This is a genomic window from Pseudoalteromonas sp., assembly GCF_041613455.1.
In the GTDB taxonomy this organism is placed as follows: Bacteria; Pseudomonadota; Gammaproteobacteria; order Enterobacterales; family Alteromonadaceae; genus Pseudoalteromonas.
This window is the reverse complement of the sequence record NZ_JBFJHD010000072.1, coordinates 1-14,166: the sequence shown is the minus strand read 5'-3', so window position 1 is coordinate 14,166 and position 14,166 is coordinate 1. Positions and strand designations below refer to the sequence as shown.

The 14,166-nt window shown below is 43.5% G+C and carries 15 protein-coding genes and 1 tRNA gene; 12 read left to right on the top strand and 4 right to left on the bottom strand.

All coding sequences use genetic code 11. From position 1 onward, the window contains the following. The 6 genes from rplI to alr all read left to right on the top strand — a co-directional run. On the top strand, nucleotides 1-201 hold a 201-nt coding region (gene rplI, locus ABYB02_RS08820; RefSeq protein WP_372762098.1), incomplete at its 5' end, for a 50S ribosomal protein L9. Between the two features lie 229 nt (nucleotides 202-430). Further along, on the top strand, nucleotides 431-979 hold the full coding sequence (locus ABYB02_RS08815) for an RNA polymerase sigma factor (RefSeq protein WP_372762097.1): 549 nt from the start codon (nucleotides 431-433) through the stop codon (nucleotides 977-979). Then, entirely contained in the window at nucleotides 972-1,448 is a 477-nt protein-coding gene (locus ABYB02_RS08810; RefSeq protein ID WP_372762096.1) for a hypothetical protein, read from the top strand. Before ABYB02_RS08815 ends, ABYB02_RS08810 begins: the two co-directional genes overlap by 8 nt. A 9-nt stretch (nucleotides 1,449-1,457) precedes the next feature. Then, nucleotides 1,458-2,396 carry a DUF4097 domain-containing protein gene (locus ABYB02_RS08805; RefSeq protein ID WP_372762095.1) on the top strand — a complete coding sequence of 313 codons (939 nt, stop codon included), beginning with the start codon at nucleotides 1,458-1,460 and terminating at the stop codon, nucleotides 2,394-2,396. Nucleotides 2,397-2,508: 112 nt separating this feature from the next. Next, nucleotides 2,509-3,888 (top strand): replicative DNA helicase, encoded by a 1,380-nt coding sequence (gene dnaB, locus ABYB02_RS08800; RefSeq protein WP_372762094.1) that lies wholly within the window; start codon nucleotides 2,509-2,511, stop codon nucleotides 3,886-3,888. Further along, complete coding sequence (gene alr / locus ABYB02_RS08795) at nucleotides 3,888-4,967, top strand: alanine racemase (protein ID WP_372762093.1); 1,080 nt, start codon at nucleotides 3,888-3,890, stop codon at nucleotides 4,965-4,967. Before dnaB ends, alr begins: the two co-directional genes overlap by 1 nt. A 23-nt stretch (nucleotides 4,968-4,990) precedes the next feature. Here alr and ABYB02_RS08790 read toward each other — a convergent pair whose 3' ends face one another. Further along, a complete protein-coding gene (locus ABYB02_RS08790) occupies nucleotides 4,991-5,230 on the bottom strand; it encodes a DUF2960 domain-containing protein (RefSeq protein ID WP_372762092.1) in 240 nt (79 codons plus the stop codon). Nucleotides 5,231-5,322: 92 nt separating this feature from the next. On the opposite strand from ABYB02_RS08790, the gene ABYB02_RS08785 reads away from it, so the two are divergent. From ABYB02_RS08785 to ABYB02_RS08760, 6 genes are all read left to right on the top strand, one after another. Further along, nucleotides 5,323-5,574: a YkoF family thiamine/hydroxymethylpyrimidine-binding protein gene (locus ABYB02_RS08785; protein ID WP_372762091.1), complete on the top strand. Its 252-nt coding sequence runs from the start codon at nucleotides 5,323-5,325 to the stop codon at nucleotides 5,572-5,574. Between the two features lie 39 nt (nucleotides 5,575-5,613). Beyond that, nucleotides 5,614-6,237, top strand: coding sequence for a nicotinamide riboside transporter PnuC (gene pnuC, locus ABYB02_RS08780; RefSeq protein ID WP_372762090.1), 624 nt, complete (start codon nucleotides 5,614-5,616; stop codon nucleotides 6,235-6,237). Between the two features lie 8 nt (nucleotides 6,238-6,245). Continuing rightward, entirely contained in the window at nucleotides 6,246-7,073 is an 828-nt protein-coding gene (locus ABYB02_RS08775; RefSeq protein WP_372762089.1) for a phosphotransferase, read from the top strand. A 197-nt stretch (nucleotides 7,074-7,270) separates the two neighbouring features. Continuing rightward, nucleotides 7,271-7,345, top strand: a tRNA-Arg gene (locus tag ABYB02_RS08770). 58 nt (nucleotides 7,346-7,403) lie between these two features. Continuing rightward, complete coding sequence (locus tag ABYB02_RS08765) at nucleotides 7,404-7,625, top strand: Rho-binding antiterminator (protein ID WP_372762088.1); 222 nt, start codon at nucleotides 7,404-7,406, stop codon at nucleotides 7,623-7,625. Nucleotides 7,626-8,257: 632 nt separating this feature from the next. Beyond that, nucleotides 8,258-9,505, top strand: a complete 1,248-nt coding sequence (locus tag ABYB02_RS08760) for an outer membrane protein transport protein (protein WP_372762087.1) — start codon at nucleotides 8,258-8,260, stop codon at nucleotides 9,503-9,505. Nucleotides 9,506-9,643: 138 nt separating this feature from the next. Here the strand turns inward: ABYB02_RS08760 and ABYB02_RS08755 are convergent, their stop codons facing one another. The 3 genes from ABYB02_RS08755 to ABYB02_RS08745 form a co-directional block, all read right to left on the bottom strand. Beyond that, a complete protein-coding gene (locus ABYB02_RS08755; RefSeq protein ID WP_372762086.1) occupies nucleotides 9,644-12,496 on the bottom strand; it encodes a valine--tRNA ligase in 2,853 nt (950 codons plus the stop codon). Nucleotides 12,497-12,552: 56 nt separating this feature from the next. Further along, nucleotides 12,553-12,999 carry a DNA polymerase III subunit chi gene (locus ABYB02_RS08750; RefSeq protein ID WP_372762099.1) on the bottom strand — a complete coding sequence of 149 codons (447 nt, stop codon included), beginning with the start codon at nucleotides 12,997-12,999 and terminating at the stop codon, nucleotides 12,553-12,555. A 157-nt stretch (nucleotides 13,000-13,156) separates the two neighbouring features. Beyond that, the coding region (locus tag ABYB02_RS08745; protein ID WP_372762085.1) for a leucyl aminopeptidase at nucleotides 13,157-14,166 on the bottom strand (1,010 nt) is incomplete at its 5' end.

The window sequence follows — 14,166 nt, the reverse complement described above, 5'->3', positions numbered from 1 at the left end:
GGTGACGAAGGTAAATTATTCGGTTCAATCGGTACTCGTGACATCGCTGACGCTATCTCAGCTGTTGGTGTTGAAGTTGCTAAATCAGAAGTTCGTTTACCTCTAGGTACTATCCGTGAGACTGGCGAATTTGACGTTGCAATCGCAGTACACTCAGACGTAACAGCTACTATTAAAGTAATCGTTATTGCTGAAGCTTAATTTTTAATTAAGCTCAAAAAGCCGTGCTATTAGCGCGGCTTTTTTGTGGCTTAAATTTAGCTCAATTATCTATTAGAGGTGTTGCTAATTAAACTCCGTTAAGCGCATGTCCTTTTTCTGCATTTATTTTTTCATTTCATTTAAACCTTTTCTAACTGTCATTACGTCTTACTTATTAATACACTTAAACACTAACAGCTTAAATAATAATTAAAAGGCGATATTGCGGATGTTACACGTTAAACCCGAACAAGCGCCATTGTGCGAAGCTGCACTGATTGAATGTGTTAAATCGGGTGACCAAGCCGCTTACGGTAAGCTTTATGAGTTGCACATAAACCGTGTATACGCTTTATGTTTACGTTTACTAGCCGACGAGGCACATGCAGAAGATGCAGCCCAAGAGGTGTTTGTACAGGTGTGGCATAAAATAGCCCAATTTGACGGCCGTTCGCAATTTTCTACTTGGCTATACAGTGTGGCAAATAATATTGCGATTAGTTATGCACGTAAGCACAAACGCTGGCTAAATAAGGTTATCAGCATTGAACAAAGCGGTATGGACGAGCAAACAGCTCAAAATTGTAATGGTTTAAACGGGTTAGATAAGCTAATCGTTCGCCTACCAGAGCGCGCTCGTATGGTATTTGTTTTATATGCAATTGAAGGTTATCGCCATGAAGAAATCGCCAAGCAACTAGGCATGGCTGTGGGGTCAAGCAAGTCGCACTATCATCGCGCTAAAGTGTTATTACAAGAGTGGTACGAAGATGAGTAAACAAAATTTTGATGACTACTTAAATGAGTCTTTAAATAGCTTAAAGCAAGGTATAACACCCAATAAAGATCTTTGGAGTGGTATTGAACGCGCTCTTGTTACCACCAAGCAAAGTGACAATACAGCACCAATTTGGCCAAAGCTAAGCGCAATTGCCGCTTGCTGTGCTGCTGCGTTACTTAGTGTAATGCTGTTGATAAATAAAAATGAGCCAAGTCAGGTAGTGCAATTAAGTGATTATTTTAAATCGCAAAAGCAGCGCTTGTTAGTGCAATACAAAGATCAGCATGCGCTTACAACAAACTGGCAAGCACAATTACAAGAACTCGAAGAGGCAGAGCAAGCGATTAAGCAAGCGCTTGAAAATGAGCCACAAAACCAAGCGCTGTTAGCGATGTTAGCGCAAATATATCAGCAACAACTCGATTTAATTAACAAGGTGCATGCACCGCGTTGGCAACAAATTTAGGAGCACGACATGAAGGCGATATTAGTTGGATTAAGTTTACTACCACTTGCAGTATTTGCGGGAGAAAACATTGATAAGCAAATAGATGTGCCAAATGGCGGCACTATATTTATTGAAAACCAGCGTGGAGATATACACATAACTGGTTGGACTAAAAATAAATTCAAAGTAACGGGTGAGCTTGACGATAACGCCGAAGGTTATGAGCTACAAACAACGGGCGATAAAACCCAGTTTATTGTAAAAATGCCGCGTAAAGCAAATTGGAGTAATAGTGGCGATGGCTCAAAGCTAACTATATTTATGCCTACAAGCAGTCGTTTAGAGTTTGCAGGGGTTAATGTGTCGGTGACCGCCAAAACACTTAAAAACGGCGCTGAAGTGGATGTGGTGAACGGCGAAATTACGGTAGATGATCTTGCCGGTAATATTAAATTGGCCACAGTTAATGGCGACGTAAATGCACGAAATTTGAGTGGTAATATTCAATTTGAAACCGTAAATGGTGAAATTAACGATAAGCAATCAAGTGGTGAGCTACGATTTAGCGCCGTTAATGGTGATATTGAATCAACGTCAAGTGCAAATGATGTACGCCTTGAAAACGTAAATGGCGATATAGACTTTACGTTATCGGCTATCAAAAACTTACGTATTAACACAGTGAATGGCGAAGCTGAAGTGTACATTAAAGAATTATTAAAGGGCGCGGATGTACGTTTTGAATCTGTCAGTGGCGATGCTGATTTTTACTTTCCAGACAGTGTATCTGCAACGTTTGAAATTAAAGCGCATGCCAATGGTAAAATTATTAATAAAATTACCAGCGATAAAGCACGTAAAGCTAAATATGGTCCTGCGAGTGATTTAGAGTTTAGCGCAAACGGCGGCGATGCAAATGTAGAAATGGATACTATTAGCGGGCGTATCGAGCTGCGCACTAAATAACGCTTTTAGCTACTATGATTACACAAAGCAGGAAAAGATTTCCTGCTTTGCTATTTGCACAGCCCCCCCAAGTAGATAGAATAGAGCCATTCAATATTAGTACTGTGAAGTTATGGCCAAATCAGATAAGCAAGTCGATACTCTTAAAGTTCCTCCCCATTCAATAGAAGCTGAACAATCTGTTTTAGGTGGCTTGATGCTTGATAACCAAGCGTTTGACCGTGTTGCAGAATTAGTGGTTGCACAGGACTTTTATACCCGCACGCATAAGCTTATTTTTGAAGCCATGACCACGCTGGCTGAAATTGGCGATCCTATCGATTTGATCACTATTTCTGAAAGCCTAGAAAAAAATAATCAACTTGCTGGCATTGGTGGTTTTGCCTATTTAGCGGAAATAGCCAAAAATACGCCCAGTGCTGCCAATATTGATGCGTATGCCAATATTGTGCGCGAACGTGCCGTGGTGCGTGAAATGATTGGTGTGGCGAACGAAATTGCCGAGGCGGGTTTTAATACCGAAGGACGCACCAGTCACGACTTACTTGATTTTGCTGAAAGTAAAGTATTTAAAATTGCTGAGCAGCGCACTAAAAGTAGCGATGGTCCGCAAAGTATTCACAATATTTTAGAAAAAACCGTCGATAAAATAGAAGAGCTTTATCAGTCTCCGCAAGATGGTGTGACCGGAGTAAGTACCGGGTATGCTGATCTCGATAAAATGACCACAGGTTTACAGCCGTCAGACTTAATTATTGTGGCAGCGCGTCCATCTATGGGTAAAACCACTTTTGCGATGAACTTAGCTGAGCACGCAGCGATGACTCAAGATAAACCGGTGCTGATTTACTCACTAGAGATGCCCTCAGAGCAAATTATGATGCGGATGTTGGCCTCGCTTGGGCGCATAAACCAAACTAAAGTGCGTACCGGCCAGCTAGACGATGACGACTGGGCGCGACTTTCATCCACCATGGGTTTGCTGATGGAAAAAGGCAAAATGTATGTGGATGATGCATCGGGGCTGACGCCTACCGATGTGCGCTCTCGTGCGCGTCGGATTGCACGTGATCATGGCGGGATCAGCATGATCATGGTCGATTACTTACAATTAATGCGGGTGCCGAGTTTAGCCGATAACCGTACTCTAGAAATTGCCGAAATATCACGCTCGCTAAAAGCCTTAGCAAAAGAATTAAAATGCCCAGTGGTTGCGCTATCGCAGCTTAACCGTACTCTAGAGCAGCGTGCTGATAAGCGACCGATTAACTCAGATTTACGTGAATCGGGCTCAATAGAGCAAGACGCCGATTTAATCATGTTTATTTACCGTGATGAAGTATACAACGAAGACAGTACCGATAAGGGTATTGCTGAAATTATTATAGGTAAACAACGTAACGGACCAATTGGTAAAGTGCGTTTAACCTTCCAAGGACAGTACTCTCGCTTTGATAATTACGCGGGACCCGCAGTGGATGATGAATACTGATGCGACTAGCTATAGCTGAAATTAACTTATCGGCACTTGCGCATAATTTGGCGCAAGTAAAACGCTTTGCCCCGAACAGCAAAGTAATGGCGGTATTAAAGGCCAATGCCTATGGGCATGGTTTAGTGACCATTGCGCAGCACTTAAATGATGCTGATGCCTTTGCCGTGGCGCGGATTGACGAAGCCTTGGCGCTGCGTGCAGGCGGGCTCACTAAACCCATTGTGTTGCTTGAGGGGGTGTTTAATAAAGCCGATATACCGGTGTTACTGGCGAATAACTTTCAAACCATTATTCATGATGAAAACCAATTAGCGGCACTTGAAAACGCCGAGCTTGAAGCGCCAATCAATTGCTGGTTAAAAATAAACACCGGCATGCATCGCTTAGGCATTGCGCCTGAGCAATTTGAAGAGTTTTATCGGCGCTTGCAACGCACGGCCAATGCCAGTAACACCATTAATTTAATGACTCACTTTGCCTGTGCTGATGAAGTGAGTAACGAAAAAACACGGCAGCAAATCGCACTCTTTAATCGCATCGCAGATAACGTTGCACAAGCACATTGCTTATCAAATTCGGCGGGTATTATTGCGTGGCCAAGTGCCCACGGTGATTGGGTACGCCCAGGGTTGATGCTTTATGGCGTATCGCCAATGCTCAACACCACAGGGCAAAGCTATCAGCTAAAACCCGTGATGCGCTTAACCACTAAGGTAATTGCGGTGCGTCAAGTAGCAGCTCACGAAGCCGTGGGTTATGGTGGTCGCTGGCAAAGTGATACGCCTACCCAATTAGCGGTAGTTGGTATGGGGTACGGGGATGGCTATCCACGCCACGCAAAGTCGGGCACGCCGGTGATGATTAATAATCAACGCTACGGCATTGTCGGTAGTGTGGCAATGGATATGATCACCGTGGATATCGGCGCCAATGTACATAACGTTAAAGTTGGTGATGAGGTTGTTATGTGGGGACCTGAACTTGCGGTAGAAGAAATAGCACAATGCGCAGATACTATTTCTTACGAGTTATTATGTAATATAACCCCGCGAGTCAGTTATCAGTATCAGCGCTAAAGCAACTTAGCTAGTTAGCGATATTACTCTTTAATAAAGTAAATATCGCTAAAGCCCATACGGGCAAATTCTTGATCACGAAAGTTACGTACAGCAGCTGAGCCTTTAGAGGTCATTTCTATTTGCTGTACCATACTTAAATAGTTTGTCAGATCAATACCCTCGGCAGCAGCAATCGCTTGATACATGTCGTGGTATTTATCTTTAGCGAAATTAATTTCGCGTGGTTGATTATTAAATTTGTAGGTTATTCTACGTGCCATATTAAGCTCATTTACAGTGGTATTACCGTGATTTTACACTGTATTGCCGCACCATTGAATGACTTTTTAAACTTAAAATTAAGAGTAAAAAAATGAAATTAACGGTAGAGATCAGTAAATACCCACTACACCAAGACTATATCCCGTTTATAAAAGGCTTTATTGACCGCCTCAACGAGTACCAAGAGTTAAAAGTGATTACTAACACCTTATCAACGCAAATTTTTGGCGATTACGATTTAGTGATGCAGGTGCTGAGTACCGAGATTAAACGCTCGTATGAAGAATTTGGTAAAGCTATTTTTGTTTGTAAGTTTCTTTCTGGCGATTTGTCGCCTAAATAAGCATGCTATAACAGCAATACTATACGGTAACCGCATACTATGGACTTTTTAACACAAACACTAAGTGGTTTTACAGCGATGTCGCATTGGGAATATATTGCGGTAGGGCTGTCGCTTGCTTACTTATTACTGGCCATAAAAGAAAGCCTATGGTGTTGGCCCGCCGCTTTTTTTAGTACCCTGATTTATACCGTAATGTATTGGAATGGTGCGCTATTAATGGAGTCATTACTGCATTTTTATTATATGTATATGGCGGTATATGGCTGGCTTGTATGGCGAAAAGGTAAAGCGAATAGCGGGGCATTGAGTATTACCTCATGGTCGATGAATCGCCACATCACGCTGATCATAGCCACGGCATTAGCGTCGTTAGCGGTGGGATACTTTATGACCAATTATACCCGTGCTGACTTTGCTTACCTTGATAGCTTTACAACCTGTTTTGCGGTAGTGACCACTTACTTAGTGGCTAAGAAAGTACTTGAAAACTGGCTATATTGGATAGTCATTGATGCCGCGTCTATGTATTTATATTACGAAAAAGGCTATTACCCGACACTCGCGCTATTTATTTTTTACACCATAGTAGCTGCTTGGGGCTTTAAAACATGGTACGAAGAGTACGAGCAAAACCAAGCTAAACCTATTGCACAGTTGTAGCACCCGCGATGCAGTCAATCAGTGATATTTTCCACACCTTTAATCGGCAATTAACGCAGCTTAGTAGTGAGCGATTATACAGTGGCTTGAGTAATGACAACTTTTTAGTACGTGCAACGCAACACAATCAGCAGTCAGCGTATTTATTAAAACGATACCGTGAACATTGGCCAACGCTGGGTTTAGCAGCTCAAACAAAATTTGCTCAGCAACAGCTGTGCCCCAAGCCTCTGTGGCTAGACAAAGCTAACAAGCTGGCTATTTTTGAATATATAGACGGCGTCACCGCACAAGGCAGCTACACTGCTGAGCTAATTAACAAGCTGGTTAGTTTACACAGTCATAATGTGGTGAGTGACGCGATGGATATACAGCAAGAGCTGCAGCATTATCACGCTTGCGAGTTATATCAGCACTATCAGCCAGCCGTAAATGCTGCGCTAACTGAGCTGGAAAAATTGCCTCGTGATGCAGGCTTTTGCCACAATGATTTAGTTAAAGAAAACATCATAGAAAATAGTAATGGCATGTTTTTAATTGATTTTGAGTACGCAAATAACAACGATGTTTACTTTGATTTAGCGGCACTCGTGGTCAGCTGTGAATTAGATACACAGGGTAAACAACAGTTATTGCTGAGCTATCAGCAGCAGTTACCAGCATCGCGGAATTTTTACTGCAGTGTAGCTAAGTTAGAGTATTATCAGCTGCTATTCTTAGTGCTGTGTATTTGTTGGTATCGTGCGCGCTCAATCACTGAAAAGGTGGCACCGCTGTGCTTGCAATTAGATGCACTGATTGCGCAGCAACACAATAATGCAATTGACGATAAGTGACTCAGAGAATACGCATTGCTAAGCAGCCGTTTTAGTGCAATAAATCGCTCATTGCGCGGCCGTTATCAAGTCTTTTACTGAAAACGCTTAAAATATCGCCATACAAACGAATCACGCTAGCAATTACGTTAAGATCGCTTTATTATTGCGGATGCCAAAGCATTGATATCGCGAGTTGATGTGGCGGCAACAAATGTGCTCTCGTGGTGAAATGGATATCACGTGGCCCTCCGGAGGCTGAGTTGTAGGTTCGATCCCTACCGAGAGCGCCATTTGCAATTATTACCTACCCCTGCTAATTTTTAGTATCACCCGCTTAAAAAAATCATTATGAACTACCAACCCATCAAATGTAGCGATTACGATCAGCTTGAACTGTACTGTATGCACGGTAATAACGTGAGCGTGACGCTCGCTACTCTGACAATAAAAGGGGTGGCCAAAACCTTAGAAACAGTGAAAGGTGAGGGAGAGTTTTTAATATTACAAACCGCTAATAATAACATTGCAAAAATACGCCTTGATGAAATTAAAACAATCAGTTTAGCGTAACAATTAATCGATATTACTCGGCAACTAAAGTGTTACTCATTGCGTGGAGATAATGTTATTGGCTTAGCTAAGTAAGCTGTGCTTAGTACGTTGTTTTAGGTAAATAACGGTTGCAAGCGCACTCCCACACATCATGGTTAACCATAATAAGGTTCCCAACTCCACATGCAGTGCTAAACAAAAGAGCAATAGCGAAATAACAGCGTTACTGATAGCCGCAAGCCAAAACTGATTAACCGGATTATCGCAGTGGCCAGCTTGATTGCATGCACAATAATTTGCTCGATAAAAACAGTAGACGCTAGCAGCGCAAAAAATAACCCCAGCCAAAATAACTGACATAATCACCGTTTTAGTTCCTTGGTTTGTTTGTAATGAGTGTAGATAGCTAAGTATTTCATGTCAATCTAAATGATAACTAATTACATTTAGAGTAATAGCTCTAATAACACACTTCTTGTCGGATGAGTTTTAAATAGTTGTTAAAATGTGGTTAAAAATCGTGTTTTTAGTGGTTTTTTGCTGTTTTCCTAGGGTTTTTTATAAAAAATTAATGTAGTGTAGCCGGGTTTGAAACTCAAATAACAACACATACAGCTATCCAAACAGTATGTTTGGCTAAGGACACAACAATGAAATTTACTAAAACGCTTATCGCGGCGTCGCTGGCATTTGTTTCAGCCGATAGCTTTGCGGCCGCTTTTCAACTTGCTGAGCAAAACGTATCTGGTTTAGGCCGTGCATACGCAGGTGAAGCCTCTGTAGCAGACGATGCGTCTGTAGTTTCTCGTAACCCAGCATTAATGACGTTGTTTAAAGAGAAGCAGCTAAGCGTTGCAGCTATGACTGTAATCCCTGATGTTAGCCTTGAAGGTACGGATACAAATAATGGCGTACCAGCAAGTGCATTAAACGATGACAGTATTGCACCTAGCGCGATTATTCCCGCGGGCTATTTCACTATGCCAGTAAACGATAAGGTATCGGTTGGTTTTGGTGCGTTTTCTAACTTTGGTTTAGCCACTGAATTTAATGATGATTACGTCGCTGGTCAAATTGCCGGTGAAACTGAGATTGTTACTGTAAACATGAATGCCAGTGTGGCTTACAAAGTAACAGAGCAATTTAGCTTTGGTATTGGTTTAAATGCTATTTATGCCGACGCGAAAATTATTCGTAATGTAGGTGCAAATCCGTATCAGATCCCTGCGCAAACGCAAGCTATTCATCTCGAAGGTGATGACATGGGTTACGGCTTAAACGTAGGCTTAATGTATCAACTAGATGAAAACAGCCGCTTTGGTTTTAATTACCGCACTGAAACCGATATTACTTTTGAGGGCACATTCTCAAGTGCAGCTAAGTCAATACCTGAGCTTCCAGGCTCTGTTGAAATCACGCTACCAGCGATTGCTGAATTTTCAGGTTCGCATCAGTTAGATGAAAAAATGGGCATACACTACAGTGTACTATGGACTGGTTGGAGCAGCTTTGACAAATTAGAAGCAAAGGTAAGCGGACCTACTGGTGAGTTTATCGGATTTGAGAAAGAAGAAAACTTCTCAGACGCGATGCGTTACGCAATTGGTGGTGATTACCAGTTAAACGAAGACTTGTTACTGCGCGCCGGTATTGCTTACGATGAATCACCTGCAGATAAAAACCATATGTCGATCTCGATTCCAGACACCGACCGTTTTTGGTTCTCATTTGGCGGTAACTACAGCATCGATCAGCACTCAAATGTTGATTTAGGTGTGAGCGTACTACGTGGTAAGACGCAAAGATTTACTGAAGCTGATGATTCAGGCAGCAAGTGGTCTTTTGAATCAAAAGGTCATGCGATCTTAGTGGGCGCACAATACAACTACAAGTTTTAATACTTGCCTAGAGCCTAGAGCCTAGAGCCTAGAGCCTAGAGCCTAGGGCCTAGAGCCTAGGGCCTAGAGCCTAGAGCCTACTAAACACAAAAAAGCCGCGCTATGAACTTCATAGCGCGGCTTTTTAATAGCTATTAATTATAAGCTTTCGATTTTGGCTTTTTGCTCCAGCAGCTTAGTTTTGGCATCGCTAAACTCGGCTAGTTTGGCATTTTCTTTCGCCAATACCGCTTCTGGTGCGTTATTGACAAACTTTTCGTTAGCCAGCTTGTTTTGTACTTGCGCTAGACCTTTCTCGGCTTTTTCGAGTTGCTTGTTAATACGCGCAAGCTCGGCTTCCACATCGATTAAGCCTGCCATGGGGATCATGATCTCAAGGTTACCAACATAAGAAGTGGCGCACGCAGGTGCGTCGTCTTTGTTTTCCAGCAGGGTGAATGCTTCAAGTTTAGCCAGTGACGCTAAGAACGATTCGTTTTCGTTAATACGGCGCACATCATCGCTTGAGGCATTGGCCAGTAATACGCTAAGTGGCTTGCTTGGGCTAATGTCCATTTCACCGCGAATATTACGAATAGCTAAAATGAATTGTTTAACCCACTCTAGGTCATCCATCGCTTTGGCATCCACATTTGCGGCGTTATAAGCCGGGAATGGTTGTACCATAATGCTAGTGCCAGCTGTTTCTAGCCCTGCCAATGGCGCAACACGCTGCCAAATCGTTTCCGTGATGTAAGGCATCATCGGGTGCATTAGGCGCAATAAGCTTTCAAGTACCGTAATAAGCGTATGACGTGTACCGCGTTGCTGTGCTTCAGAGCCTTTAAATAACACCGGCTTGGTCAGCTCTAAGTACCAATCACAGAACTGGTTCCAGGTGAATTCGTACAGCGTATTTGCCGCTAAATCAAAACGGTAGTTATCTAAGTGTTCGGTGTAGGTTTTAACCGTTGCTTCATACTGACCTAAAATCCAGCGATCGGCTAACGAATACTGTTTTTCGCTGTCGTTAAAGCCGCAGTCTTGCTCTTCGGTGTTCATTAGTACGTAACGACTCGCGTTCCATAATTTATTACAGAAGTTACGGTAGCCTTCTAGGCGATTCATATCCCAGTTAATATCACGTCCGGTCGAAGCCATAGCTGCTAAGGTAAAGCGCAGTGCGTCGGTACCGTGCGCTTCTATGCCATTGGCAAATACTTTACGGGTATCCTTTTCGATTTTAGCTGCTAGTTTTGGCTGCATCATGTTGCCGGTACGTTTTTGTACTAAGTCTTCAAGGCCTATGCCGTCAATCATGTCGAGAGGATCTAGCACATTGCCCTTAGATTTTGACATTTTATCGCCGTTATCGTCACGGATTAAGCCAGTAACATACACGGTTTTAAACGGCACTTGTGGTTTACCATTTTCGTCTTTTATAAAGTGCAGCGTCATCATGATCATACGCGCAACCCAGAAGAAAATAATATCAAAACCGGTAACCAACACATCAGATGGGTGGAAAGTTTTTAAGTCTTCGGTGTTTGCCGGCCAACCTTGGGTTGAGAACGTCCACAATGCCGATGAGAACCAGGTATCCAACACGTCTTCGTCTTGGCTTAGGGTCACATTGTCAGCTATGTTATTTTCGCGGCGCACTTCAGCTTCGTCGCGGCCAACAAATACGTTGCCTTCGCTGTCGTACCACGCTGGAATACGGTGGCCCCACCAAAGCTGGCGTGAAATACACCAATCTTGTACATCGTTCATCCACGAAAAGTACATGTTTTCGTACTGCTTAGGCACAAATTGAATGTCGCCATTTTTAACCGCGTCTTTAGCCGGCTCTGCCAGTGGTGCAACACGTACATACCACTGGTCAGTAAGCAGTGGCTCAATGACCACACCAGAGCGATCGCCGTAAGGGACGGTTAAACCATGATCTTCAATCTTTTCAAGTAAACCAAGTTGTTCAAACTCAGCGACAATCGCTTTACGTGCAGCAAAACGATCTAGGCCGTGTAGGCGCTCAGGAATGGGTGCATCAAATTCAAGTTCTTTACCGTCAAAGGTGTAAGTTTCACCTTGTGTCAGGATAGCCGCGTCTTTATCGAAAATATTGATCATCGGCATTTGATGACGTTTGCCCACTTCGTTATCGTTGAAGTCGTGTGCTGGGGTTATTTTTACACAACCGGTGCCTTTGTCTTTGTCGGCGTGCTCGTCGGCAACAATTTTAATGCGACGATTAACAATCGGCAGTAATACCTCTTTACCAATTAAGTCTTGGTAGCGCTCATCATCTGGGTTTACAGCCACGCCAGAGTCACCTAACATGGTTTCTGGACGTGTTGTTGCAACAACAATGTAGTCTTTACCGTCTTGCGTGGTCACGCCATCGGCTAATGGGTAGCGCAAGTTCCACATGTGGCCTTGCTTGTCTTTGTTTTCAACTTCAAGATCAGAAATTGCAGTGTGTAATTTAGGATCCCAGTTTACTAGGCGTTTACCACGGTAAATTAGGTTTTCTTTATGCAGGCGCACAAACACTTCTTTAACGGCTTCAGAAAGGCCATCGTCCATGGTAAAACGTTCACGATCCCAATCAACCGATGCACCAAGGCGACGAAGTTGTTTAGTGATAGTGCCACCAGACTCGTTTTTCCATTCCCAAATTTTGTCGATAAAAGCGTCGCGACCTAAATCGTGGCGTGATTTACCTTCTTCAGCATGCAGTTTACGTTCAACCAACATTTGCGTGGCGATACCTGCGTGGTCAGTACCTACTTGCCATAATGTGTTGTTACCTTGCATACGTTTAAAGCGCGTTAAAGTATCCATAATGGTATCTTGGAAGGCATGGCCCATGTGCAAGCTACCGGTGACATTTGGCGGCGGGATCATAATAGAATAAGGAGTGCCTTGGCCAGATGGCTTAAAGTAGCCTTTTTGTTCCCAGTCTTGGTATAGCGACTGTTCAATATTTTGCGGATTGTAGGTTTTATCCATTACACAGAACCTTAAATAAATACTTAAATTAGTTGGTAAGCTATTGCTAAAGGGCGTTAGCTATTTATATCTTGCGTGGTGATATTGGCACCGAGTTGGCGGAGCTTTTTAAAGCGCTCGCGGGCTGCTTGTTTGGCAGCAGGTTCTACGGGGACAAAATCAAAAACTTGGTTAAAACGGCGAATAAAATCCGGTAAATTATTAGCCAAGTTTATTAAAACTTTACGATTTCCGACCGGCGGCGTGCTACCAATTTCTACCGGTGCTCCGCCTTTGGGGCCTTCGCCTTGTAAGTTATGAGGTACAAAACTGTCGGGATCGAATGCCCACAGAATTTCATCAATGGCATAGGCGCTGGTTTCGCTATCAACAAAAATAAACACGCGCTGGCCGAGACGATACTGCTCGCCGGCAATTTGTGCCGCTAAAGAAAAGTGCGCATCAGCCTTAGCCTGCGACTCATCTTGTTGCTGTAGCACGTAAAATTGGGCGTTCATGCTCATTGTTTCGGGGGTTCCCATGACATTGAATGTAATACGAGTGAGTACACATAATTCAAAGCAGGGATTTTGCCATATAACCGGGTTTGCTTCAATTAATACCCACATAAATAAGGCGCCATACGGCGCCTTATAAAGAGTGCTAAGTTAAATTCAGCGTTTAATCTTGCGCCGCTTCGCTTACACCCGCGCGATTTAATAAATACTGCGTTAGCATAGGCACAGGGCGTCCGGTTGCGCCTTTTTTAGCGCCACTGCGCCACGCGGTACCGGCAATGTCTAAATGCGCCCAATTGTACTTTTTAGTAAATTTAGATAAAAAACATGCCGCGGTAATGGTACCGGCAGCACGGCCACCTAAGTTAGTAAAGTCGGCAAAAGGGCTTTCTAGTTGATCTTGGTAATCATCCCATAATGGCAGCTGCCATGCACGGTCGCCACTTTGCTCCGAGGCTTTTAATAAGTCGTGCGCCAGTGGATTATGGTTTGATAATAAACCACTTGCATGAGCGCCTAACGCGACAATACAGGCACCGGTTAGAGTAGCCACATCAATCACGGTTTCAGGTTCAAAACGCTCCACATAAGTGAGGGCATCACATAACACTAAGCGGCCTTCGGCATCGGTATTTAACACTTCAACGGTTTGTCCCGACATGGTGGTTAAAATATCACCAGGGCGGTAGGCATTTGAGCCAGGCATATTTTCACAACCGGCTAAAATACCAATCACGTTTATAGGCAGCTGCATTTGGGCCAACGCGCGCATGGCGCCAATAACGCCTGCAGCGCCACCCATATCGTATTTCATTTCATCCATGCCTTCGCCTGGTTTAAGTGAAATACCACCAGAATCAAAGGTTAACCCTTTACCAACTAGTACGATAGGCGCTTGATCGGCGCCTGCGCCTTGGTAGTTAATCACAGACATTACCGATTCGTTAGCACTGCCACGGCCCACAGCCAGGTATGAGTTCATTCCCAGCTCTGCCATTTTATCTTCGCCAATAATATCAACGGTGATGTTGTCAAAATTAGTTTCAAGCTCTTTGGCTTGCTCGCCTAAATACACCGGGTTACAAATATTCGGTGGCATATTGGCGACGTCTTTACATAGCTTACTGCCTGCAGCAATGGCCAAGCCATGCTCAATGGCGCTTTCACCAATAG

Excerpts from the sequence above, each read along its gene's own strand:
- ABYB02_RS08815 (WP_372762097.1), top strand. The coding sequence starts at position 431 with ATGTTACACGTTAAACCCGAACAAGCGCCATTGTGCGAAGCTGCACTG.
- ABYB02_RS08810 (WP_372762096.1), top strand. The coding sequence starts at position 972 with ATGAGTAAACAAAATTTTGATGACTACTTAAATGAGTCTTTAAATAGC.
- ABYB02_RS08805 (WP_372762095.1), top strand. The coding sequence starts at position 1,458 with ATGAAGGCGATATTAGTTGGATTAAGTTTACTACCACTTGCAGTATTT.
- dnaB (WP_372762094.1), top strand. The coding sequence starts at position 2,509 with ATGGCCAAATCAGATAAGCAAGTCGATACTCTTAAAGTTCCTCCCCAT.
- alr (WP_372762093.1), top strand. The coding sequence starts at position 3,888 with ATGCGACTAGCTATAGCTGAAATTAACTTATCGGCACTTGCGCATAAT.
- ABYB02_RS08790 (WP_372762092.1), bottom strand. The coding sequence starts at position 5,230 with ATGGCACGTAGAATAACCTACAAATTTAATAATCAACCACGCGAAATT.
- ABYB02_RS08785 (WP_372762091.1), top strand. The coding sequence starts at position 5,323 with ATGAAATTAACGGTAGAGATCAGTAAATACCCACTACACCAAGACTAT.
- pnuC (WP_372762090.1), top strand. The coding sequence starts at position 5,614 with ATGGACTTTTTAACACAAACACTAAGTGGTTTTACAGCGATGTCGCAT.
- ABYB02_RS08775 (WP_372762089.1), top strand. The coding sequence starts at position 6,246 with ATGCAGTCAATCAGTGATATTTTCCACACCTTTAATCGGCAATTAACG.
- ABYB02_RS08765 (WP_372762088.1), top strand. The coding sequence starts at position 7,404 with ATGAACTACCAACCCATCAAATGTAGCGATTACGATCAGCTTGAACTG.
- ABYB02_RS08760 (WP_372762087.1), top strand. The coding sequence starts at position 8,258 with ATGAAATTTACTAAAACGCTTATCGCGGCGTCGCTGGCATTTGTTTCA.
- ABYB02_RS08755 (WP_372762086.1), bottom strand. The coding sequence starts at position 12,496 with ATGGATAAAACCTACAATCCGCAAAATATTGAACAGTCGCTATACCAA.
- ABYB02_RS08750 (WP_372762099.1), bottom strand. The coding sequence starts at position 12,999 with ATGAGCATGAACGCCCAATTTTACGTGCTACAGCAACAAGATGAGTCG.